21 protein-coding genes and 2 tRNA genes are annotated in these 21474 nt (G+C 68.8%); 14 read left to right on the top strand and 9 right to left on the bottom strand.

The window, feature by feature from the left end; all coding sequences use genetic code 11:
• The first annotated feature begins 51 nt into the window (after positions 1 to 51).
• Positions 52 to 972: an NADP-dependent oxidoreductase gene (locus E3O48_RS12075; protein ID WP_134539116.1), complete on the top strand. Its 921-nt coding sequence runs from the start codon at positions 52 to 54 to the stop codon at positions 970 to 972.
• Positions 973 to 1078: 106 nt separating this feature from the next.
• Here the strand turns inward: E3O48_RS12075 and E3O48_RS12070 are convergent, their stop codons facing one another.
• From E3O48_RS12070 to E3O48_RS12050, 5 genes are all read right to left on the bottom strand, one after another.
• On the bottom strand, positions 1079 to 1810 hold the full coding sequence (locus E3O48_RS12070; protein WP_134539114.1) for a hypothetical protein: 732 nt from the start codon (positions 1808 to 1810) through the stop codon (positions 1079 to 1081).
• A gap of 67 nt (positions 1811 to 1877) precedes the next feature.
• Positions 1878 to 2522: a hypothetical protein gene (locus E3O48_RS12065; protein WP_134539112.1), complete on the bottom strand. Its 645-nt coding sequence runs from the start codon at positions 2520 to 2522 to the stop codon at positions 1878 to 1880.
• Between the two features lie 162 nt (positions 2523 to 2684).
• Positions 2685 to 4010 (bottom strand): MFS transporter, encoded by a 1326-nt coding sequence (locus E3O48_RS12060; RefSeq protein WP_134539110.1) that lies wholly within the window; start codon positions 4008 to 4010, stop codon positions 2685 to 2687.
• A gap of 130 nt (positions 4011 to 4140) precedes the next feature.
• Positions 4141 to 5649, bottom strand: coding sequence for an SDR family NAD(P)-dependent oxidoreductase (locus tag E3O48_RS12055; RefSeq protein WP_134539108.1), 1509 nt, complete (start codon positions 5647 to 5649; stop codon positions 4141 to 4143).
• 111 nt (positions 5650 to 5760) lie between these two features.
• Positions 5761 to 7347, bottom strand: a complete 1587-nt coding sequence (locus E3O48_RS12050) for an MFS transporter (protein ID WP_134539107.1) — start codon at positions 7345 to 7347, stop codon at positions 5761 to 5763.
• Positions 7348 to 7533: 186 nt separating this feature from the next.
• Between E3O48_RS12050 and E3O48_RS12045 the strand changes: the two genes are divergently transcribed.
• From E3O48_RS12045 to E3O48_RS12010, 8 genes are all read left to right on the top strand, one after another.
• Positions 7534 to 8136, top strand: a complete 603-nt coding sequence (locus E3O48_RS12045; protein WP_134539105.1) for a disulfide bond formation protein DsbA — start codon at positions 7534 to 7536, stop codon at positions 8134 to 8136.
• Between the two features lie 52 nt (positions 8137 to 8188).
• The gene (locus E3O48_RS12040; protein WP_134507464.1) at positions 8189 to 8692 is read left to right on the top strand and encodes a ribose-5-phosphate isomerase; all 504 of its coding nucleotides are present in this window, start codon (positions 8189 to 8191) and stop codon (positions 8690 to 8692) included.
• A gap of 1 nt (position 8693) precedes the next feature.
• Positions 8694 to 9698 (top strand): Fpg/Nei family DNA glycosylase, encoded by a 1005-nt coding sequence (locus E3O48_RS12035; protein ID WP_134539103.1) that lies wholly within the window; start codon positions 8694 to 8696, stop codon positions 9696 to 9698.
• Positions 9699 to 9727: 29 nt separating this feature from the next.
• The gene (locus tag E3O48_RS12030) at positions 9728 to 10417 is read left to right on the top strand and encodes an FMN-binding negative transcriptional regulator (RefSeq protein WP_134539101.1); all 690 of its coding nucleotides are present in this window, start codon (positions 9728 to 9730) and stop codon (positions 10415 to 10417) included.
• Complete coding sequence (locus E3O48_RS12025; RefSeq protein WP_134539100.1) at positions 10414 to 11895, top strand: amidohydrolase; 1482 nt, start codon at positions 10414 to 10416, stop codon at positions 11893 to 11895. Before E3O48_RS12030 ends, E3O48_RS12025 begins: the two co-directional genes overlap by 4 nt.
• Before the next feature lie 164 nt (positions 11896 to 12059).
• Positions 12060 to 13487, top strand: coding sequence for a sensor histidine kinase (locus E3O48_RS17790; RefSeq protein WP_134539098.1), 1428 nt, complete (start codon positions 12060 to 12062; stop codon positions 13485 to 13487).
• A gap of 4 nt (positions 13488 to 13491) precedes the next feature.
• Complete coding sequence (locus tag E3O48_RS12015) at positions 13492 to 14178, top strand: response regulator transcription factor (RefSeq protein WP_241982512.1); 687 nt, start codon at positions 13492 to 13494, stop codon at positions 14176 to 14178.
• Positions 14179 to 14284: 106 nt separating this feature from the next.
• Positions 14285 to 15262: an L-lactate dehydrogenase gene (locus E3O48_RS12010; protein WP_134539096.1), complete on the top strand. Its 978-nt coding sequence runs from the start codon at positions 14285 to 14287 to the stop codon at positions 15260 to 15262.
• 16 nt (positions 15263 to 15278) lie between these two features.
• On the opposite strand, the gene E3O48_RS12005 is transcribed toward E3O48_RS12010, so the two are convergent.
• A complete protein-coding gene (locus tag E3O48_RS12005; protein ID WP_241982511.1) occupies positions 15279 to 17111 on the bottom strand; it encodes a bifunctional UDP-sugar hydrolase/5'-nucleotidase in 1833 nt (610 codons plus the stop codon).
• A 216-nt stretch (positions 17112 to 17327) separates the two neighbouring features.
• On the opposite strand from E3O48_RS12005, the gene E3O48_RS12000 reads away from it, so the two are divergent.
• Together E3O48_RS12000 and E3O48_RS11995 are read left to right on the top strand one after the other, a co-directional pair.
• A complete protein-coding gene (locus E3O48_RS12000) occupies positions 17328 to 17528 on the top strand; it encodes a hypothetical protein (RefSeq protein ID WP_134507470.1) in 201 nt (66 codons plus the stop codon).
• A 47-nt stretch (positions 17529 to 17575) separates the two neighbouring features.
• A complete protein-coding gene (locus E3O48_RS11995; RefSeq protein ID WP_134539084.1) occupies positions 17576 to 18157 on the top strand; it encodes a dienelactone hydrolase family protein in 582 nt (193 codons plus the stop codon).
• A gap of 34 nt (positions 18158 to 18191) precedes the next feature.
• Here the strand turns inward: E3O48_RS11995 and E3O48_RS11990 are convergent, their stop codons facing one another.
• Positions 18192 to 18377: a VOC family protein gene (locus E3O48_RS11990; RefSeq protein ID WP_134539083.1), complete on the bottom strand. Its 186-nt coding sequence runs from the start codon at positions 18375 to 18377 to the stop codon at positions 18192 to 18194.
• A 26-nt stretch (positions 18378 to 18403) separates the two neighbouring features.
• Positions 18404 to 19081, bottom strand: coding sequence for a YigZ family protein (locus E3O48_RS11985; RefSeq protein ID WP_134539081.1), 678 nt, complete (start codon positions 19079 to 19081; stop codon positions 18404 to 18406).
• 119 nt (positions 19082 to 19200) lie between these two features.
• On the opposite strand from E3O48_RS11985, the gene E3O48_RS11980 reads away from it, so the two are divergent.
• Positions 19201 to 19716: a hypothetical protein gene (locus E3O48_RS11980; RefSeq protein WP_134539079.1), complete on the top strand. Its 516-nt coding sequence runs from the start codon at positions 19201 to 19203 to the stop codon at positions 19714 to 19716.
• A gap of 15 nt (positions 19717 to 19731) precedes the next feature.
• Here the strand turns inward: E3O48_RS11980 and E3O48_RS11975 are convergent.
• A tRNA-Gly gene (locus E3O48_RS11975) sits at positions 19732 to 19805 on the bottom strand.
• A 167-nt stretch (positions 19806 to 19972) separates the two neighbouring features.
• Between E3O48_RS11975 and E3O48_RS11970 the strand changes: the two genes are divergently transcribed.
• A tRNA-Pro gene (locus tag E3O48_RS11970) sits at positions 19973 to 20046 on the top strand.
• 43 nt (positions 20047 to 20089) lie between these two features.
• Positions 20090 to 21472 carry a trigger factor gene (tig, locus tag E3O48_RS11965; RefSeq protein WP_166788696.1) on the top strand — a complete coding sequence of 461 codons (1383 nt, stop codon included), beginning with the start codon at positions 20090 to 20092 and terminating at the stop codon, positions 21470 to 21472.
• The last annotated feature ends 2 nt before the right edge of the window (positions 21473 to 21474 follow it).

Here is a 21474-nt window from a genome sequence, read left to right as displayed (position 1 = left end):
GTGACCCGCCGGGAACGGAATAGGAGCGGCCGGGCGGTGGTTGGCCGGGAGATGAAAGCAATAACCTATGCGCGCTACGGCAGCCCCGATGTCCTCGAACTCACCGATCAGCCGATGCCCAAGGTCGCTCCTGGCATGGTGCTGGTGCGGGTCAAGGCTGCGGCGGTCAACCCGGTGGACTGGAAGGTCATGGCCGGTTATCTGGACCCGCTGATGGACATCCAGTTCCCGGCGATCCCCGGCTGGGACGTCGCGGGCGTCGTGGAATCGGTGGGGATCGACTCGCCGGAGTTCGCCGTCGGTGACGAAGTCATCGCCTACGGCCGGAAGGACTACGTGCAGGGTGGAACGTTCGCCGAGTTCGTCGCGCTTCCAGAACGTATCCTGGCACGCAAGCCGGCGTCGCTGGGCTGGGAGCGGGCGGCCGGGCTGCCGCTGGCCGGGCTCACCGCCTACCAGGTGCTGACCCGCCTGGGCGTGGGCGCCGAGGACACGGTCCTGATCCACGGCGGTGCCGGCGGCGTCGGACTGCTCGCGATCCAGATCGCCGTCGCCCGCGGCGCCCGGGTGATCGCCACGGCCTCCGAGGCGACCCACGCTTTCCTGAGCGCGCTCGGCGCTGAGCCGGTGCGCTACGGCGACGGCCTCACCGAGCGGGTGCTCGCGGCCGCTCCCGGCGGCGTCGATGTCGTCGCCGATTTCGTCGGCGGCGTGCTCGAGACCACGCTCGCCGTGCTCGCTCCCGGCGGCCGGCACGCGTCCATCGCCGACGGCACGGTCGAGCAGCACGGAGGCACCTGGATGTGGGTGAACCCCGTGGCCGCCGACCTTCGGGCGGTCGCCGCCCTGGTCGAGGCCGGAACCCTCACCGTTGAGGTGGCCCTTTCATTCCCGCTCGAGGAGGCCGCGGATGCCTTCCGCCTGAGCATGGAGGGCCACACCCGCGGCAAGATCGTGGTGCGGGTGAGCTGAGGCCGGTCCCGGCGGCCGGCGCGGCCGCCGGGGTCCGCCCACGGGATGAGTTGCGCCGACTACCTGTGGGGCGCCCTGGGCACTCGGTCCCTCGCATCGGATGCGATCAGGTCCGCGCGGGGAGCGCCTGCCAGCCGTCGGCGCGCAGCCTGCCCTGGCGTTCGCGGCGCCAGGAGTCCGACTCCGCCACGGCGGCGAGGTGCAGCACCACCCCGACGGTGGGCTCGTCGGAATAGTGCGCGAACGGGGCATGCTCGACGTGGTGCACCACAGTCCGTTGGGCGGAGAACCCCGTCAGTTGCCCGGGGACGAAGCTCTCGCCGGCCCGCGGAACGGCGTCGACGAGCGTGCGCCGGTGCAGTGCTTCGCCGGTGAACTCCGTGCAGGCGTCGTCGCCGAAGACCAGCAGTCGCACGTCGATCGCGGTGCGGTTCTTCGTGACCGAGTGCACCGGGCGCCCAGCGACCGCGGGAGCGCGTTCGGCGACCTGACCCCGGGTGATCGCACCGGCCTGGTATTCGACCATCGCCGTTGCCACCGCACCGAGACTGACCCGCTCGGCGTCGTTGCCGATCAGGAACTCCACCTCGTCGTACACCGGGTGAACGGGCTCCACGATCAGCACCGCGCGGGCGTCCGGGGTGATCGCATGATCGCCGCGGCGTGCCCGCCCTGCGCCGCTTCCGAGGAGCGTCTCCACCTCGTCGTAGACCGGGCTGCCGAGTTCGAGCACAAGAACCGGCCGTTCCCGCGGCACAATCCGCTCGGTGGTGGCGCGAAGCGTGCTGCGCATTTCACGCAGGAGAGCTTCCCTGAGTTCTGTGGAGATTTCGGTCATCGTCGGCTTTCCGTTTCGTTGCATCGTGCAGTGGCGGGGTCGTGCCGTTCGGGGATTCGGGCGGAGGCTAGGCTCCGGGCGCTGCCACCTGGGTTTGGGGGAGGGCGATGTCCCACCCCTCCTTGCGCAGTTCTCGCTGTCGTTCCAGTCGGCGCTCGCCCGATTCGGCCAGTGCTGCCACATGCACCACGACCAGGACCGTCGGTATGGCGCAGTTCTCCGGGAAGGGCGCGTGCTCGACGCGTTCCACCATCGGCCGCAGCGTGTCGAATCGACTCAATTGGCCGGGGGAGAAGAATTCTCCGGCGCGGGGCACGGCATCGACCAGGGTGCGGCGGTGCAGCGCCTCGCCCGTGTAGTGCGTGCAGTCCTCGTCGCCGAACACCATCACCCAGAGGTCGATGGCGGTGCGGTGCGCGGGGGGCGCCTCGGCAGGTGCTGCGGGGGTGCTGCGCGCATCCGCTGGAATGCGCCGCAGCCGTGCCATCCGGGTCTGGTGCTCGACCAGGGCGGTGGCCACGAGGGCGAGGCTCTCATGCTCGGCGATGGTGTCCAGGCGGGACTCGACCTCGTCATAGAGCGGACTCGCGGCGACCGGGTGGGCGCTCACGTGCGCCCGAGGACGCCGGGCGAGCGGTGGTTCGCTCGGGGCGAGGGAGGCCAGCATGTCGCGCAGCGACAGCTCCCTGGTCGGCGTGGGCGTCTCAGTCATCCGGTGGTTCCGTTCCGGTCGTCATCGGCAGTCGGCGGCACGCACAGCGTTGCGCAGGTCCGTTTGACCTCATCCGGGTCGGGAGCGAGCAGCCTGTCGGCAGGGCGTGGAGACCGCAAACGAGCACTGACCCCCCAAACTAGTCACAGTTGGGATGAGAACCTAACGGACCTGTCGCTTGGGCGCGCCGTGAACGCGGGCGGCGGCCCGCCGGTCGGAGGACGCCTCGGGCGTGACCCACCGGGCGACCCCGGCCAGAATTAGGAGCACGGCCCCGACGACGGCCGCGCCCAAGAACGCGGCGCCCGCGCCTGCCGCCTCGACGAGCACCCCGGCCAGGGCGCTTCCGGCCGCGGCCCCGACGTTGTGCGCCGTATTGACCCAGGTCGTCGCCTCGATCTCCCGTCCGCCGCGGCCGAAGTCACTCGCACCGACGTAGGCCACGATCATGATCGGGGACAGGCAGAGCCCGGCCAGCGCGATCAGGACGCCAAGCGCCAGCGTCGACGTGGCCAGTCCGGCGGCGGCGATCCCGGCCGCGAAGAGAGCGGCGATGACGAACAACTGTCGTCGTGCCGATGACCGGATCCGCAGGGCGCCGTAGACGAGCCCGCCGACCGCGCTGCCGGCGGCGAAGAGAGCGAGCACGATTCCCGCCTCGGCGGTCGAACCGGCATGGCCGGTCGCGCCGCCCGGAGCGGTGGCGCCAATCCAGGCTGGGACCGCGATGTAGACCGTGCCGACGAGGACCCCGGCCGCGAGTACGGGCAGCAGCAGGGCCGCGAAGCGCGGGTCGGTCAGAAGAGCATCGCCCGGCGTGCGCCCGTCGGCCTCGGCCGGGGCCTGGCCGGGCAGCATGGCCGGGGAGGAGACCATCAGCGCGGTCCCGACCACGATCAGGGCCGCGGGAATGAGCAGGGCCGTGCTGGGAGAGATCCAGAGCAGGATCGCCCCGGCGAGCACCGGGCCGGCCAGGTAGAGCACCTCCTCCAGCACGGCGTCGAGGCTGAGGGCCTTCCGGAGGAGTCCGGGGGCCGGCAGGAGAGCCGCCCAGAGCACACGCATGATCGGTCCGAGCGGCGGCGCGACGGCGCCGACGACGCCGGCCAGCGCGATGCTCCACCAGGCCGAGTCGCCGGTCCCGGTCGCGAGGGCGAGCAGGCCGAGGGACGCGGCGAAAGAGAGTGAGAGCGTGAGCAGCGTCCGTCGGCGGCCGAACCGGTCGATCAGCCGGGCCCGCAGCGGCGCCAGGAAGCCGGCGGTGGCCCCGTAAGCGCCCATGGCGGCCCCGGCAACCGCGTAAGACCCGGTGGCTGTTTCGACCGCGATGAGCATCGGCAGGCCGACGAGCGCATACGCGAAGCGGCCGGCGAGGGCGCTCGCGAAGACGAAAGGAACCCCGGGTGTCGTGAGCACGGCGGCGTAACCCGGCCGGGCGGCGTCGAGGGGCCGTGACGGCGGAATGGGTACTGAGGAAGAGGAGGGCATGGACGAAACTCCGAAGAATGTGCGCGCCGTGCGCGAGTGAAGGAACCGGGTGGTCGAAGCCGAACCGGTCGCTAATCACACAAGGGGAGCATTCGGCCACCATAGCCGATCGGATGCCGCCCGGCCGGTTTCACCAGGTGGCGGGCTTGTAGTCCTTGAGGAAGACACCATAGAGGTCTTCGCCGGCCTCGCCGCGCACGATCGGGTCGTAGACGCGCGCCGCACCGTCGACGAGGTCGAGCGGGGCGTGGAACCCCTCCTCGGCGAGGCGCACCTTGGTGGGGTGGGGGCGTTCGTCGGTGATCCAGCCCGTGTCGACGCTCGTCATCAGGATTCGGTCGGAGCGCATCTCTTTCGCGCTGGTGCGGGTGAGCATGTTCAGCGCGGCCTTGGCCATGTTGGTGTGCGGGTGGCCGGGGCCCTTGTACCCGCGGCCGAACACGCCCTCCATCGCGGACACGTTGACGATGTAGGTTCGCCGGGCGCCGGATGCGGCCATCGACGCACGCAGGCGGCTCACCAGCAGGAACGGCGCAGTGGTGTTGCACAGCTGCACCTCGAGCATCTCGAGCGGGTCGACGTCCTCGACGTTCGCGGTCCAGCTGTTCGCCTCATGCAGGTCGGGGACGAGCCCGCCGGCGTCGATGGCGGTGCCGGCGGCGAGGCGTTCGAGCGACGACGAGCCGGGGGCGAGGGCCAGGGCGGTGAGGTCGTCGGCGGTCAGCACGGATGAGGCCGTGCCGGCGGCCGCGGCGGCCAGGATCGGGTGGCTGGTCACGGACGCCGCCAGGGCCGTCGGGTGCGCGTCATTGGTGTGGCCGAAGCTGACGATCTCGGGGATGCTGCCCTCGGGAAGCGGCGACGACTCGGCCTCGACCAGCATCGAGTAGGAGCCGGGGGAGCGACGCACGGTCTGCGCCGCGTTGTTGATCAGGATGTCGAGCGGGCCGGCCGCAGCAACGGAGTCGGCCAGGCCGATCACCTGGGCCGGGTCGCGCAGGTCGATCCCGACGATACGCAACCGGTGCAGCCACTCGGACGAATCCGGCATGGCACTGAACCGGCGCACCGCGTCGCGCGGGAACCGGGTGGTGATGGTGGTGTGGGCGCCGTCGCGCAGCAGGCGCAGGGCGATGTACATGCCGATCTTCGCGCGGCCACCGGTGAGCAGGGCGCGCTTGCCGGTCAGGTCGGTGCGGGCATCCCGTTTCGCGTGACTCATCGCCGCGCAGGCCGGGCAGAGCTGGTGGTAGAAGGCGTCGACGAGGGTGTACTTCTGCTTGCAGATGTAGCAGGCCCGGGGAACGAGCAACTCGCCCGCGGACGCCCGGTCCGTGCCGAGACGCAGCTGGGCGCCGATGGTCTCGTCGTCGATGCGGGTGGGGGCGCCCGTGGCGGTCGCGGCGATCACTTCACGGTCGGCGTCCGCGATGGCCTGGCGCTTCTCGCCGCGCCGGGCGATCTTCACCGACTTGAACATCTTGGCGGTGGCCTGCCGCACGGTGACGAAGTCGGGGTCTTCGGGGTCGATCTCGCTCAGCGAGGCGAGCACGCGCAGTGCGATCGCCATCTCGGCGGGGTCGATGGTGGGTGCTGCCTCCGTCGAGGGTGCGGGCTCGGTCGAAGGCGCGGTGCTCATCCGTCAAGTCTACGATCCTCTCCCGAACCAACTGTTGCCCGGCCGGACAACTGTTGCCGGTGTACCGGCAACAGTTGTCCGTTCGGGCAACAAATGGTGGAGAAAGTCGGGCTAGACCTTGAGCGACTCCGGCTGGTCGTCCAGCACCGGAAGCTCAATCGACGAGGTCGGCGGCTCATAGGTGTGGTCGAACGGCATCTCGTCGGTGTTCAGGTCGGGGTTGTCGTCCTGGGTGGCGACGAGTTCACGGGCCTCGAAGACCGAGTCGACGCTCGGCATCGACCCGAGCAGCGGCAGGCCCGCGGTCTCCCGCATGAAGAAGATCGCGATTCCCCCGACGACGGATGTTCCCATCAGGTAGTACGCCGGCATCATGTCATCGCCGGTGCCCGCGATCAGCGCCGCGATGATGAACGGCGTGGTCCCGCCGAAAATGGCGACGGAGAAGTTGTACGCGATGCCCATCGCACCGTAACGGCTTTCGGTCGGGAACAGCGCCGGCAGGGCCGAGGCGAGGTTGGAGACGTAGAACGTGACGGGCAGGGCGATCAGGGCCAGGCCGAGCAGAGTCGACCAGATCTCGCCGACGCCGATCAGCATGAAGGCGGGGACGGACAGCACGATGGCCGTCGCCGACCCCATCCAGAGCACGGGACGGCGGCCGATCTTGTCGGAGAGGCGTCCGGCCAGCGGGATGCACAGGGACATGATCACCAGGATCGGGATCGTCAGCAGGGTGCCGTGGAGCTCGTCGTACCCCTTGGTCGCGGTCAGGTATGTCGGCATGTACGAGGTCAGGGCGTAGCCCAGGCTGTTGGCCGCGGCGACGAGGATCATGGCGACGATGATGCCGCGCCAGTGCGCCTTGAAGGTGCTGACCGGACCGTTCGAGGTGCTGGACTCGTCGGTGAACGACGGGTCCGTGGCGGCCAGTTCCTTGGCATCCAGGGACGCCTGGAAGGTGGGGGATTCCTCGATCTTCAGTCGGAACCAGATCGCGATCAGGCCGAGAGGTCCGGCGATGAGGAACGGGATTCTCCAGCCCCAGTCCTCCATGACCGGCTGTCCGAGCGTGACCTGAAGCACGGACACGAGCGCGGCACCGATGGCGAAGCCGAGGTAGCTGCCCATGTCGAGCAGGCTCGCGAAGAAACCGCGGTGCTTGTCGGGCGAGTGCTCGCTGACGAAGGTGGTGGCGCCCGCGTACTCACCGCCGGTGGAGAAGCCCTGCACGAGCTTGGTGAAGACGAGGAGCGCGGCGGCGAGCATGCCGACCATGGCGTAGCTGGGCAGCAGGCCCACCGCGAAGGTGGATGCGGCCATCAGGATCAGGGTCATCGACAGGACCCTCTGGCGGCCGATCTTGTCGCCGAGCCAGCCGAAGAAGACTCCACCGAGCGGGCGGGCGATGAAGGTCGCAGCGAAGGTGCCGAGCAGGAAGAGCGTCTGAACGGTCTTGTCCGCCTCGGGGAGGAACACCGGGCCCATCGTCGTGATCAGGTAGCCGAACACTCCGACGTCGTACCATTCCATGGTGTTACCGACGATGGTTCCGCCGAGTGCCTTCTTCAGGCGGGACTGGTCGACCACGTTGACGTGGGACACCTTTAAGCGGCGCTTCAGGAGTGGATTCTTCATCTTCCCGGAGGCGTTTTTGACGCCCTTTTTCAGGTCGGTCATGCTGGGGTCTCTCGGCATTTTGGCTTCTCTCGTGGAGGTCATGTGCAGGTGAAGTTGAGGGGCCCGTTCTCGGGCATAGCAAACAATTTTAGCGCAAAAACGCCGTCAACCCGAATTTCTGCCGGAGATAGGGCCCCTGGACAGGGGTTTACACAAGGGTGGTGCCGGGCATTCGGGGGGCATTCGGCTCCTAGGCTGGTAGCCATGGCTGACTCCGTGAAGTTCTGGTTCGACCCCTCCTGTCCCTGGGCCTGGATGACATCCCGCTGGGTGGGAGAGGTCGCCGAATTGTGCGGTTTCGACGTGACCTGGTGCGTGATGAGCCTTGCCGTGCTCAACGAGGACAACGAGGTCAGTGAGGAGTACCGTTCCTTCTTCCCGCGGGCGCTGAAATACACCCGCCTGGTGCAGGCCGCGCAGGAACTGCACGGCCAGAAAACCGTCAAGGTGCTTTACGACGCGCTCGGCACCCGAATTCACCCGGGCGGCAGCATCGAGCCCGATGAGGTCATCCCTGCCGCACTGGCCGAGGTCGGACTACCCGCCTCCTTCGCGGCCTGGGCCGACAGCACCCACTATGACGAGCAGATGCGGACCAGTCACTTCGACGGGATGAACCGGGTCGGCCAGGACGTGGGCACCCCGGTGATCGCGGTCAACGATGTGGCCTTCTTCGGCCCGGTGGTGTCCCCGGCGCCCAAGGGCGACCAGGCGCTCGCGCTCTGGGACGGCGTTGTCGCCGTGGCCGGCTACGACGGTTTCTTCGAGATGAAACGCACCCGCACGGTCGGCCCCATCTTCGACTAGGCACGCGTGGGCGACCGACGCTGAACGGTGCCGGACTAAATAGACTCGTGTCATGCGCATCTACATCGCCACCGATCACGCCGGGCTCGATTTCAGCCGCCACCTGTTCGAGCATCTCACCGAGGCCGGCCACGACGTCATCGACCACGGCCCGCAAACCTACGACGCCCTGGACGACTACCCGTCGTTCTGCATCAACGCGGCTCAGGCCGTCGTCAACGACCAGGCCGCGGGCATCGAGGCGCTCGGCGTGGTCTTCGGCGGCTCGGGCAACGGCGAGCAGATGGCGGCCAACAAGGTCGTCGGGGCCCGGGCGGCCCTGGTCTGGAGCCTCAACACGGCCAGGCTTGCCCGCGAGCACAACAACGCGAACGTCATCTCGATCGGGGCCAGGCAGCACACCATCGACGAGGCGATCACCTTCATCGACGCGTTCATCGCCGAGCCGTTCCCGGCCGACGAACGGCACCTGCGTCGCATCCGCCAGCTCGCCGAGTACGAGGCGACCCGCGACATCGTCGGCAAGAATATCGTCGGCGAAGACATCGTGCGCTAGCGTGCCCGAGGGCCACTCCGTACACCGCATCGCCCGCCAGTTCGCCCGCAATTTCGTCGGCCGGAGGGTGCATCTCTCCTCGCCGCAGGGACGTTTCGCCGCGGGTGCCGCGCTGCTCGACGGCCATGTGATGACGGATGCCCGCGCCGTGGGCAAGCAGATGTTCCTCGAGTTCGACCACGGGCTGTGGCTGCGGGTGCACCTGGGCATGTACGGCGCGTGGGACTTCGCCGGGGACATCCTGATGGATGCGACGATCGCGTCCGCGAACGGCCGGATGGGCCAGACCAGCCAGCGCGGAACCGACGTGGACTCCGCCGTGCTGGATGCGGCGGTGCTGGATTCCGCGGGGGAGAACTCGATGCACAGCATCGGCGCGCCACGGCGCACCCGGGTGCGAATGGCCGAGCAGGAGAAGGAGATCGACCAGCCGGGCACCTTCCCACCGGAGCCGGTCGGCCAGGTGCGAGTGCGCCTGCTCACCGACACGGTGTCGGCCGACCTGCGCGGGCCGACGGCGTGCGAGGTGCTCGACCCGGCGCAGGTGCAGGCCGTGATCGACAAGGCCGGACCGGACCCGCAACTCGACGACAGCACGGCCGCGGAGGACCGGTTCACCGCCGTGGTGCGGCGCAAGCCCACCCCCATCGGTCTGCTCCTGATGGACCAGTCCGTCGTCAGCGGCATCGGCAATGTCTACCGCGCCGAGCTGCTCTTCCGGGCCCGGGTGAACCCGTACGCCCCGGGGAAGTCGCTCCCGGAAGACACCGTGCGCGACCTGTGGCGGGACTGGGCGCACCTGCTGAAGATCGGGGTGGAGACCGGTCAGATGATGACCATGGACGACCTCGACGGTGACGAGTGGCGGCTGGCCATGAAGAACCGCGCCGACCGGCACTGGGTCTACAAACGCGAGGGTCTGCCCTGCCGGATCTGCGGCACCCACATCACCCTCGCCGAGATGGGTGCCCGCAAGCTGTACTTCTGCCCGCGCTGCCAGGCCTGAACCATGCCCAGAGACAGGAACCTCGACCGATGAGACACAATCCCTCCTTCGCGCTGGACGACCCGGCCGAGATCAGGCGCCTGGTGCGGGAGAACCCGTGGGCGACCATGATCAGCCACACCTCCGACGGGGAACTCGTCGCCTCGCACTACCCGGTCGTGCTCGACGAGGACAGCGACGAGATCGTACTGCTGAGCCATGTCGGCCGGCCGGACGAGCAGCTGCACGAGCTCGGCCGGCACGAACTGCTGGTGGTGATCCAAGGGCCCCACGGCTACATCTCGCCCGGCTGGTACGACGCGTCACCGGCCGTCCCCACCTGGAACTTCATCACCGCCCACCTCTACGGCACCCCCGAACTTCTCGGCGCCGCCGAGAACCTCGCCGTGCTCGACCGGCTCGTCGATCACTTCGAAGACCGGATGCCCGAGCCCCGGCGGTTGAACGGCACCGCCGAGAATGCCGCCTACGCCGCCCGGATCTCGGCCGGCACGGTCGGCTTCCGGCTGCGGGTGACCCGGGTGGTTGCCAAGAGCAAGCTCAGCCAGAACAGGCCCGCCGAGACCGTCGCCCGGATCCTGACCGAACTGGAAGGCTCCGGGCCCTATGCCAGCCCGACCCTTGCCGCCGAGATGCGCCGGGTGCACGGCCGGACCGACCTTGCCGCCGAGATGCGCCGGGTGCACGGCCGGACCGACTCACCGGGCGACCGGTCGTGACCGGGCTCTCGCTCACCCTGCGCAACGCACGCCTGCCCGGCAGTGACGAACGGGTCGACGTCACGGTCACCGACGGGGTGATCCGTCAGATCGGGTACCAGGGCAGGACGGCTCCCGGGCAGGAGAGCGTCGACCTCGGCGAGCGCTGGCTGATCCCCGGCCTGTGGGACAACCACGTGCATTTCAGCCAGTGGGCGCAGACCGCCCGCCGCCTCGACCTGTCCGCCACGGCCAGTGCGACCGAGGCGGCCGGGCTCGTTCGCGAACGGGCCGGGGAGACGCTGACGGGGGAGACCCTCGTCGGCTTCGGTTTCCGCGACGGCCTCTGGCCGGATGTCCCCGGCCGGGCCGTGCTCGACGCCGCCTCCGGCGACCTCCCCGTCGTGCTCGTCAGCGGCGACCTGCACAGTTGCTGGCTGAACTCCGCGGCGCTCGCCGCCCACGGCTTCCCCGACCACCCCACCGGGCTGTTGCGCGAGGACGACGCCTTCGCCGTCGTCAATGCCCTCGGCACCGTGCCGGACACGGTGATGGACGGCTGGGTCGACACGGCGGCGCGCGCCGCGGCCGCCCGCGGCGTGGTCGGCATCGTGGAGATGGAGATGGCCTGGAACCCCGGTGACTGGCAACGCCGGATCGCGGCCGGGACCGACACGCTGAGGGTCGAGACCAGCGTCTACAGCCAGCACCTGGAGCAGGCCATCACGCTCGGCCTTCGCTCAGGAGCCGTGCTCGCGCGCACCGGCGGACTGGGCGTGATGGGGCCGTTCAAGGTCATCACGGACGGGTCGCTCAACACCCGCACCGCGTACTGTTTCGACGAGTATCCGGGGCTGGCGGGCCAACCCGGTGCGCACGGGCTGCTCACCGTGCCCCAGGACCGGCTCGTCGGCCTGATGCGCCGGGCGGCGGCGGGCGGCATCCGCCCCGCCGTGCACGCGATCGGTGACCGGGCCAACGCCCTGGCCCTCGACGCCTTCGCCGAGGTCGGCTGCGCGGGGAGCATCGAACACGCCCAACTGCTCCGCGCCGAGGATGTGGCCCGGTTCGCGGCCCTCGGCGTCGTCGCCAGCGTGCAGCCCGAGCATGCCCTCGACGACCGGGACGTCGCCGACCGCTACTGGGCCGGCCGCACGGGACGGGCCTTCGTACTGAAGTCCCTGCTCGACGCGGGCGCCACCCTGGCTCTCGGCAGTGACGCCCCCGTCGCGCCACTGGATCCCTGGGTGACCATCGCGGCGGCGGTCGGGCGCACCCGGGGAGGACGTGAGGCGTGGCAGCCGGGGCAGGCGATCTCCAGGCAGGCCGCGCTCGCCGCATCCGCCCGCGGCCGGCACGGGATCTCGATCGGCGACGTGGCCGACCTGGTGGTCTGCGAGACCGACCCGTTCGTCGCATCCGTCGCCGACCTCCGGGTCATGCCCGTGGCCGCCACCCTGATCGCCGGAAGGTTCACGCACAACACCCTCCAGCCCTGACCCTTCGACCCTGACCCGATAGCCCCGCCGACAGCCCTGGCCGTGTGCCTCCGGGACGCCCGCGTGCGGGGGTTTTCCCCCGAGGCGATCCGGTTGCCAGCCGGATGCCGCCGAGACGGCCCACCGGGAAGGCTGGATGCAGGCACACTGGCTGGAGGAAGAACATGAGCACCACAGAAACAACAACATCCGCGACGATCGACGACCGGAGGGAGAACACCGTGCAGGACCCTGCTGTGCGGCGGGGCGGCTATCGGGCGCTGTGGCGCCGGGTGCCGCGGGAGCTCGGCTTCCTGCTGCCGACGCTGCCCATCGCCGTGGTCGGGCTCTCCCTGCTCAGCACCGTGTTCTTCACGGGTGCCGGCATGATCGCCATCTTCGTCGGCCTGTTCATCGTCGCGCTGGCCCTCTACATCGCCCGGGGGTTCGGCATGTTCGAGCTTGCCCGGCTGCGCTGGGCAGGGCAGAACCCGATCACGCCGCCACGCTGGGACCCGGCCGGCGAACCGGCAACGCCGCTCCGCACGGTGCTCGGCCCGCTCGTCAACGGGCACTACTGGCTCTACCTGTTGCACGGTATGGTCGTGAACTTCATCGCGGGACTGGTCAGCTGGATCGTCACCGTGGTCTGGCTGGCGGTCGGGCTGGGCGGGATCAGCTACTGGTTCTGGGGCCGGTTCCTGGAGAACGGCAACGGGGTCAGGGTGCCGCTCTCCACGCTCGTGACCGACTGGATGCGCCAGGGCAACCCGCCGGCCATCGACCCGTTCGTCGCTGAGAGCCTGTTCCAGCTCATCCTGGGTGCGGCCTTCCTGGCCACCCTGCCCTTCATCACCCGGGGATTCACCGCGATGCACCAGTTCATCGCCCGGGGCTTGCTCGGCGCGTGGCGCTCCGAGGCTCTCCAGCGGGAGGTCGCCGACCTGAGCGCGTCTCGGGGGGCCGCCGTCTCCGCGGAGGACCGGTCGCTCCGCCGGCTCGAGCGCGACATCCATGACGGACCCCAGCAACGCCTGGTGCGCCTGCAGATGGACCTGGCCAGCGCCGAGCGCAAGCTCGAGACCGACCCGGCGGCCGCGCGCGGGCTGCTCGCCGAGGCCAGGCAGCAGGCGAACGACACCCTCGAGGAGCTGCGCGCGTTGTCCCGCGGCCTGGTCCCCCCGATCCTCCAGGACCGCGGCCTGATCGTCGGCCTCGAATCGCTCGCCGCCCGCAGCACCATCCCCGTGCAACTCGAACTGACCGTCGACCCGGCGCTGCGGCTGCCATCCGAGATCGAACGCAGCGCGTACTTCGCGGCGTCCGAGCTGCTCACCAACGCCGCCAAGCATTCCGGGGCCACCGGCATCCGGCTGCACCTGGCGCTCCGCCGGGTGCCGGACGACGACACCACCTGGCTGGACCTCTGGGTGATCGATGACGGCGTGGGCGGCGCGGTCCCGACCGAGGCGCACGGCCTGCGCGGTCTCGACGAGCGCCTCCGCGGCCTGCGCGGGGTGCTGTCGATCGACAGCCCGGCGGGTGGTCCGACCGCGGTGGGGGCTCATATCCCCCTCACCGACACCGCGCCCAGCTCGATCGCCCTATCCTGAACAGGTGACCCAGTCTGCGAGCGTGACGGATGCCGCACCGGCGGCCGCCCCCTTGCGACTGGTGCTGGCCGAGGATTCGCTCCTGCTCCGGGAGGGGCTGATCCGGCTCTTCGATGAGGCCGGCTTCGTGACCGTCGCGTCCTACGGCGACGCCGACGCGCTGCTCGCCGAGATCGACGCGTTGCGGCCGGACATCGCCGTGCTCGATGTGCGGATGCCGCCCACCTTCCGCGACGAGGGGGTGCGTGCAGCGCTGGAGCTGCGGCGAAGGCTGCCGTCGGTGGGCATCCTGCTGCTCAGCCAATACGTGGAGGGCACCTACGCCCATGAGCTGCTCGCGGCCGGGGAGGGTGGCATGGGCTACCTGCTCAAGGACCGGGTGGCGTCGCTGGACGACCTCACCGACGCGCTCACCCGGATCAGCGCCGGCGGCACCGTGCTCGACCCGCAGGTGGTGCGCGAGCTGCTGGGTCGCCGCACCGACCCGCTCGCGGCGCTCACCCCGCGGGAACGCGACGTGCTCGCACTGATGGCCGAGGGCCGCACGAACGTGGGCATCGCCTCCGCCCTCGTGATCGGGGTCGGCGCGGTGGAGAAGAACGTCACCTCGATCTTCCAGAAGCTGCAGCTCGACGACTCCGGCTCGGACCACCGCCGGGTGCTCGCGGTGCTCGCCTTCCTCCGGCGCTGAGCCCCTCGCCCGTCCCGCGAGTCGCACCCCCGTGTGTCGCACCCGGGTGTCGCATCCCGGAGTAGTTCGGAACATGGATGCCGGGCCGAGGGGGGAGGATAGGAACATGAGCGCAATCGAGAATTCCAAGCTGGCCATCATCGGGGCGGGTGCCGTGGGCACCTCCCTCGCCTACGCCTCCCTGATCCGCCAGTCCGCGCGCGAGGTTGTGCTCTACGACATCAACGAGGCCAAGGTCGAGGCCGAGGTGCTCGACCTCGCCCACGGCACCCAGTTCACCGGCGCATCCTGCGTGTCGGGCGGGTCAGACCTGGACGCGATCGCGGGCGCCAACATGGTCGTGATCACGGCCGGCGCCCGGCAGCACCCCGGCCAGTCCCGCCTCGACATGGCCGGGGTCAACGTGGGAATCCTGCGCGAACTGATGCCCAAGCTCGTCGAGCGCGCCCCGGATGCCGTGTTCATGATCGTCACCAACCCCTGCGACATTCTCACCTACGCGGCCTTGCACTTCAGCGGGCTTCCGTCGGCCCGCGTCTTCGGCTCCGGAACCGTGCTCGACTCCTCACGGCTGCGCTGGTTGCTCGCCCACCGGGTCGACGTCGCGATCGCGAACGTGCACGCCGTGATCGTCGGTGAGCACGGCGACTCGGAGTTCCCGCTCTGGTCCCAGGCCAGGGTCGGCCCGATCTCGCTCGCCCAGTGGGTGGCGGACGACATCTCACCCGTCACGAACGGGCGCGCGAAGTTCTCGGAGGCCGAGTTCGAGACCATCACCGAGGACGTCAAGACCGCGGCGTACCGGGTCATCGCCGGAAAGGGTGCCACCAACTACGCGATCGGTCTCTCCGGGGCCCGAATCGTGGAGGCGGTGCTGCGTGACGAGGGCGCCGTGCTTCCGGTCAGCTCGGTGCTGACCCGGTACCGCGGCGTGAGCAAGGTGGCGCTGTCGGTGCCGACCGTGGTCAACGCCGATGGCGTGTCCCGGGTGATCGAGGTGCCGTTCTCCGACTCGGAGCAGACCCTGTTCCAGCACTCGGCAGACACCCTCCGGGCGACCCTGGACCGGCTCGGACTGGACTGAGCCCGGCGCATCCGTCTCAACCGGTGATCTGCACCGGCGCACCATCGGCGACGAGCGCCCAATCGACGCGTGCGAACGATGCTGGTTCCACCACCTGCGCCCGGGTGACCCAGTCGATGATCAGCTGTCGGATCTCCTGCTGGGCGTTGTGCACCACCGGTGCGGTCGTGACCCCGGGGAAAGCGCCGCCGCCGGACTGCCGGTAGTTGTTGATGGCGATGACGAATTGCGCCGCGGCGTCGATCGGAGCGCCGTCGTAGGCGAGGTCGGCGATCCTCGAGCCGGGGTCCCTGGCGACGTCGATCGTGTAGCTGAGGGATGCGTCGAGGCCGCCCATCACGTCGTAGTTGTAGTCCGGCGTGCCGGTCGGCGTCACGGCGGTGACCGCGTTCGTGAGCTGGTCCGGCGTGAACGGCCCCGCCCCGACGACCTGTCTGAAGTACTGGGCCGACTTTTCGAGGTAGGCCTTCACCTGGGCGCCGGTGAAAACGATGCCGAGGAGGGTGTTGTCGAAGCTGTACAGTCCGGCCACGTCGCGAACGGTCACCTCGCCGGCGGGGATCGCGGCCTCCCGATTGAACGGGGCCGCGATCGACAGGATCGGCAGGCCGGCCTGCGGGGTCCCGGCGATCGCCGCGCGCACCGCCTGCCCCTGCACGAGATTGATGAAGTCCAGCGCCGCGGTGTCCTCGTAGCGCGCGGTGGCGCACGACATCGCCTCGGTGCAGCTGCCGATGACTGAGTTGACGTACCCGACGACCGTGTCGTGGTCGGCGCGGAGCAGGTCGGCCACCTTCGGGTCCTCCGGGACGGTGTTGCTGTTGAGCACGCTGGATCCGGCGCTCGCCACCTCCCAGCGGCCCCGGCGCTTGACCAGTGACAGTTCGATCAGGGACAGCCGCATGCCCCAGCGCAGCGGCTCCGTCAGAATCACGGTGCGACCGGTCTGCGCGTTGACGACTCGCCGCTCCGGAATCTCCTGGTGGGCATGACCGACCAGGATCGCGTCGATCCCGGGAACCTGCTCGGCCACCAGGGTCGCCGCGTTCTCGGGGTAGGGGAGGGCGTCGCCGTACGACGACGAGGTCGTGGCGCCGGAGTGCGCGGCCACGATGACGACATCCGCCCCCGCGGCACGCAGGCGCGGCACCCAGACGGCGGCCTGCTCGACGAGGCCGGGGAAGGTCAGCCGGCCCTCGACGTTCGCCTTGTCCCAGATGGCGATCCCCGGATTGGTCAGGCCGAGGATGCCCACCTTGATCGGCTTCTCACCGGCCGGCTTGATCGTCTTGATGACGTAGGGCGCGAAGGCAGGCAGCCCGGTCGCCGAGTCCAGGGCATTCGCCCCGAGCAGCGGAAAGTCGAGCTGGTCGGCGAAGGTCCGGAGCAAGGGGATGCCGTAGTTGAACTCGTGATTGCCCAGGGCTGCGGCGTCGTAGCCGATGTAGTTCATCGCCGCGGCCATCGGGTGCAGGTGACCGTCGGTGATCGGCGCGATGCGCGCGAAATAGTAGGCCAGGGGAGTGCCTTGAATCGTGTCGCCGGCGTCGATCATCAGCGTGTTCTCGCGCCCGCGCTGCACGCGCACCGCCTCGACGAGCGTGGCCACCTTGGCCAGGCCGATGTCGTTCCGAGCCGAGTCGTCGTATTCGGTGTTCTGGAAGTAGTTCCAGTTGAAGACGCAGCCGTGCAGGTCGGTCGTGCCCATGATCGTCAGGGAGACGGGGTCTCCCGGCCGATGCCCGCCCCCGCGCTCTGCCGCCTGGGCCGGGGTCATGCCGGCGGCGGTCAGCACGCTCACCGCCGCGAAACTGCCCAGCACGTTGCGTCGAGTCAGTTGGATTGGCACATTCACTCCCCAGGTGTACCTCTCGAGAGAGGCGTTGTGAGGCAGTAACCAACCCCACCGGCCACGCTAGACCCGTGCGAGAATCCCTGTCAATCAATCCGGATTCGCACGGGGCGTGGGCTGTCGCAATTCGGATGCTGCGTCTAACCTGCCAATGAGGTCTGCAAGTCACTGAGGTCTGCAAATCACTGACGGCATCGCGAAGGGGAGGATCAGATGGCGACGGACGGACGGGCACGGGTGATCGTGCGGGACGGGCCATGGGGCTTCGTTTTCCTGTTGGCCTATATCGGGGCGGCCATCTACTTCATCTCCCTCTCGACGGGCACGTTCTGGGGCGTCATCCTGGGTCTGCTCCAGGCCATCGTCTGGCCGGTCTACGTCGTCTACCACGTGTTGCTCCTGATCGGCGCCTGAGACAGCGGAGCCAAGCCTGATCACGCAGAGCCAGAAAGGACTCGGCCATGACTCAACTCGTCCTGTTCCACCACGCCCAGGGATTGACTCCGGGGATCACCGCGTTCGCCGACCGGCTGCGCGCCGACGGCCATGACGTGCACACGCCCGACCTGTTCGACGGCCGCACATTCGACAGCATCGAAGCCGGCATGGCCTACGTCGGAGAACTGGGGTTCGGCGAGGTCATGGAACGCGGAACCCGGGCCGCCGACGCCGTCGGCGACAACCTCGTCTTCGCCGGCTTCTCTCTGGGCGTGGTGCCGGCCCAGATGCTCGCCCAGACCCGCCCGGGCGCCCTGGGCGCCGTGTTGTGCTACTCCTGTGTGCCTGTGTCCGAATTCGGCGGGGCCTGGCCGGTCGACGTTCCGGTGCAGATCCACGGCATGGATGCCGACCCCTACTTCGTCGACGAGGGCGACATAGACGCGGCCCGGGCCATCGTCGCCTCCGCTCCGAGTGCCGAGCTGTTCCTCTACCCAGGCGATCAGCACTACTTCGCCGACAACTCCCTGCCCTCCTACGACGCGGATGCCACCGAACTCCTGCTGCGCCGGGTCATCGATTTCCTGGGCCGGATTCGCGGGTAGCCGACTCGGTCCAGGGCAGCCGGGCGCCGACTGGTCATTGGCCGGCGGGCGGTTGCCAGAGCTCTACCCTGTTTCCTTCCGGATCGATGACCCAGGCGAACTTCCCGTACTCGGACTCGCCTGTGTTCTCCTGAACGTCTGGGTTCTCCAGAACGTTGCAGCCTTCTTCTCGCAGGGCCTCAACCAGGGCATCGAGATCCTCGACCCGGTAGTTGACCATGAACGAAAGTCGCGGACATGACCGTTCTAGGTGCCGCCCGCAATCGCGGCGGGATACGCGACGTCGACCCATTCCTGGCCGAGGGATTCCAGCTGCGCGCTTCCGGCCGTTACGCCGGCGACGACCGCGGCGAGTAGCGCAGCGTCGTCGTGCGCAATCCGCAGCACCGCGTCCTCCCCGTAGTCCGTACCCAGGATGAGCACTCCGCGCTGGCGCAACTCCGCCTCGATTCGACCGGCATCCGCGTGGGACAAAGCGAGCGTGAACAGTTCACGGCGTGCACGCTGCACGACCAACCCGCGGAACCGGGCCTCGTCGATCGTGGTCAGAACGGCATCCGAGTAGGCGCGCACGAGGCCGCCGGCACCGAGAAGGGTGCCACCGAAGTAGCGGCTGACGACGGCCGTGCAATCGACGAAGCCGCGCCCGGACAGCGCCTCGAGCATCGGCCGGCCCGCAGTCCCTGACGGTTCACCGTCGTCATTGGCCCGGCGCACCTGATCGGGAGTGCCGGTCGGACCCAGCACGAATGCCGAGCAGTGGTGGCGTGCGCTCCAATGTTCCTTGCGCGCCTCGTCGACCGCAGCACGCGCGGCATCCTCGGTCTCGGTTCTGACCAGGCGGCAGAGGAACCTGGATCGCTTCACTTCGATCTCGGTGTCAACGCGGCTGCCGACGCCGCCGTGCAAGGTGAGATCAGGCATACGCCTAGTCTCCCGCGTTATCGCCTAGTGCGTTTCAGACGGAAGGGGCGAAAACCGACCGCGCGGAGCCGGACCTGCGGTGCTTTACTGACATGAGGAAATCTCAGAGGAGGTGCACGATGAAGACTCAGACTTACCTGGGTACTGACATTGCAGGGATGATGCAGGCGGCGCGGGCGGAAGCGCGCCGCATCATGGAGGCGAACAACGGCGACCTGGTCGCCGATCACAAAGCGATCCTGGACCGGCTGGAAGCGGCCGAACTGATCACCGACGAAGAAGTGCAGACGCTGCTGGACCTCTACAAGCTCGGGTTCGAGGCCGGGGAAGGGAAAGCCGACCCCCAGCGGGCGTTCTTCGAGTCACGGGACGTCTACGGCAAACTGGCCGCCGGCGGCAAAGCCAGCCCCGTCGCGCTGGTCGTTGCGTCGGCTGCCGTCGGGTCGTTCGATATCGCAGTGAATCCTGAAGGAACGACGACGGTCACGATCGCCAAGGTGAGCTACGGCTCCAGCCTTGCGGGTATCGGAGCCGGCATCGGGTCGCTCCTGGGAGGGCCGGCCGGAGGGGTGCTCGGTGGAGCGATCGGCGGCCTCTTGGGCGGGATAGTGGACGACAAGAAGGGCAAGAAGTAACCCGGCCGGCCAATCTGGAGGGGATGACGGGAATCGAACCCGCGCCATCAGTTTGGAAAACTGAGGCTCTACCATTGAGCTACATCCCCAGGCGCGATCTCCCGCGCACTCGATCACTGTAGTACACGTTCCGGGGTGACGGATGCACGGCGGGTCGCTTTCGCGTCCTGACCGTGCAGTAGACTTACCGAGGTCATTCCGCTGGTGCGTGAGCTTTGCGCTCCGAAGGATGACTCCAACGGGTTGAGAAAATATCCGGGGCGTAGCTCAGCTTGGTAGAGCGCTCGGTTTGGGGCCGAGAGGTCGCAGGTTCGAATCCTGTCGCCCCGACAGTCACCCCCCAGAACATCGTTCGAACACAGGAGATACCCACGTGAAGTCCACGGTCGAAAAGCTGAGTCCCACGCGCGCCAAGGTCACCATTGCGGTGACCCCCGAGGAGCTGAAGCCCAGCATCACCCACGCCTACGGGCACATTGCCGAGGACATCAACATCCCCGGTTTCCGCAAGGGCAAGGTTCCGCCGCCCATCATCGACCAGCGCGTCGGAAAGTCCGCCGTGCTCGAGCACGCGGTCAACGAGAGCCTCGACGGTTTCTACCGGAAGGCCGTTGAAGAGCACAAGCTGCGCCCCCTCGGCCGTCCGGAAGCCGACATCGTCGAATGGCCCAGCGACAAGGACTTCTCCGGAGACCTGCTCCTCGCCATCGAGGTCGACGTGCGCCCCGAGATCGACCTTCCCGCCTACGAGGGCCTGAAGCTCACCGTTGACGCCGTCGAGGTGTCCGATGAAGACGTCGCCGAGGAGCTCGACCAGCTGCGCAGCCGTTTCGGCACGCTCGTCACCGTCGACCGCCCCGCCACCACCGGCGACTTCGCCCAGATCGACCTGGTCGCCAGCATCAACGAGCTCGAGGTCGACAATGCGACTGGCATCTCCTACGAGGTCGGCTCCGGCGACTTGATCGACGGCATCGACGAGGCGCTCGACTCCCTCAGCGCCGGCGAGACCACCACCTTCAACTCGAAGCTGATGGGTGGCGACCACGAGGGCGAGACCGCTGAGATCACCGTCAAGGTCATCGCCGTCAAGGAGCGCGAGCTTCCCACCGCCGACGACGACTTCGCGCAGATCGCCAGCGAGTTCGACACCATGGCCGAGCTCACCGAGAGCCTCAAGGCGCAGGTCCTGCGTTCGAAGGCCTTCGGTCAGGGCAGCCAGGCCCGGGAGAAGCTCGTCGAACAGCTCCTCGCCTCGGTCGAGGTTCCGATCCCGACGTCGATCATCGAAGACGAGGTGCGTCGCCACCTCGAGGGCGAGAACCGCCTCGAGGACGACGAGCACCGCGCCGAGGTGACCGAGTCCAGCGAGAAGACCTTCCGCCAGCAGATCCTGCTTGACACGATCGCCGAGGCCGAGAAGGTCCAGGTCAGCCAGGACGAGCTCACCCAGTACCTGATCCAGGGTGCCAGCCAGTACGGCATGGACCCGAGCGAATTCGTGCAGGCGCTGAGCGGCAACGGCCAGATCCCGTCGATGGTTGCCGAGGTCGCCCGTAACAAGGCCCTCGCGATCGCGCTGGGCAAGGCTGAGGTCGTGGACTCCAACGGGGCGCCGGTCGACCTGTCCGAGTTCGCCGCCGTTGCCGCGAACGACGAGGCCGCCGACGAGGAAGAAACCGAGGAGGCCGACGAGGCACCCGAGGCCGACGCCGCCCCGGCCAAGCCGAAGAAGAAGGCCGCAGCAAAGAAGTAGCA

The sequence above is a fragment of the Cryobacterium sp. HLT2-28 genome, from assembly GCF_004402495.1.
Classification (GTDB): domain Bacteria; phylum Actinomycetota; class Actinomycetes; order Actinomycetales; family Microbacteriaceae; genus Cryobacterium; species Cryobacterium mannosilyticum.
The sequence above is the reverse complement of the archived record's forward strand: the minus strand, read 5'-3'. Positions and strand labels throughout refer to the sequence as shown.

What these genes read in the sequence shown, in the direction of transcription:
- E3O48_RS12075 (WP_134539116.1), top strand. Translation starts at nt 52, where the DNA reads ATGAAAGCAATAACCTATGCGCGCTACGGCAGCCCCGATGTCCTCGAA.
- E3O48_RS12070 (WP_134539114.1), bottom strand. Translation starts at nt 1,810, where the DNA reads ATGACCGAAATCTCCACAGAACTCAGGGAAGCTCTCCTGCGTGAAATG.
- E3O48_RS12065 (WP_134539112.1), bottom strand. Translation starts at nt 2,522, where the DNA reads ATGACTGAGACGCCCACGCCGACCAGGGAGCTGTCGCTGCGCGACATG.
- E3O48_RS12060 (WP_134539110.1), bottom strand. Translation starts at nt 4,010, where the DNA reads ATGCCCTCCTCTTCCTCAGTACCCATTCCGCCGTCACGGCCCCTCGAC.
- E3O48_RS12055 (WP_134539108.1), bottom strand. Translation starts at nt 5,649, where the DNA reads ATGAGCACCGCGCCTTCGACCGAGCCCGCACCCTCGACGGAGGCAGCA.
- E3O48_RS12050 (WP_134539107.1), bottom strand. Translation starts at nt 7,347, where the DNA reads ATGCCGAGAGACCCCAGCATGACCGACCTGAAAAAGGGCGTCAAAAAC.
- E3O48_RS12045 (WP_134539105.1), top strand. Translation starts at nt 7,534, where the DNA reads ATGGCTGACTCCGTGAAGTTCTGGTTCGACCCCTCCTGTCCCTGGGCC.
- E3O48_RS12040 (WP_134507464.1), top strand. Translation starts at nt 8,189, where the DNA reads ATGCGCATCTACATCGCCACCGATCACGCCGGGCTCGATTTCAGCCGC.
- E3O48_RS12030 (WP_134539101.1), top strand. Translation starts at nt 9,728, where the DNA reads ATGAGACACAATCCCTCCTTCGCGCTGGACGACCCGGCCGAGATCAGG.
- E3O48_RS17790 (WP_134539098.1), top strand. Translation starts at nt 12,060, where the DNA reads ATGAGCACCACAGAAACAACAACATCCGCGACGATCGACGACCGGAGG.
- E3O48_RS12010 (WP_134539096.1), top strand. Translation starts at nt 14,285, where the DNA reads ATGAGCGCAATCGAGAATTCCAAGCTGGCCATCATCGGGGCGGGTGCC.
- E3O48_RS12000 (WP_134507470.1), top strand. Translation starts at nt 17,328, where the DNA reads ATGGCGACGGACGGACGGGCACGGGTGATCGTGCGGGACGGGCCATGG.
- E3O48_RS11995 (WP_134539084.1), top strand. Translation starts at nt 17,576, where the DNA reads ATGACTCAACTCGTCCTGTTCCACCACGCCCAGGGATTGACTCCGGGG.
- E3O48_RS11990 (WP_134539083.1), bottom strand. Translation starts at nt 18,377, where the DNA reads ATGGTCAACTACCGGGTCGAGGATCTCGATGCCCTGGTTGAGGCCCTG.
- E3O48_RS11985 (WP_134539081.1), bottom strand. Translation starts at nt 19,081, where the DNA reads ATGCCTGATCTCACCTTGCACGGCGGCGTCGGCAGCCGCGTTGACACC.
- E3O48_RS11980 (WP_134539079.1), top strand. Translation starts at nt 19,201, where the DNA reads ATGAAGACTCAGACTTACCTGGGTACTGACATTGCAGGGATGATGCAG.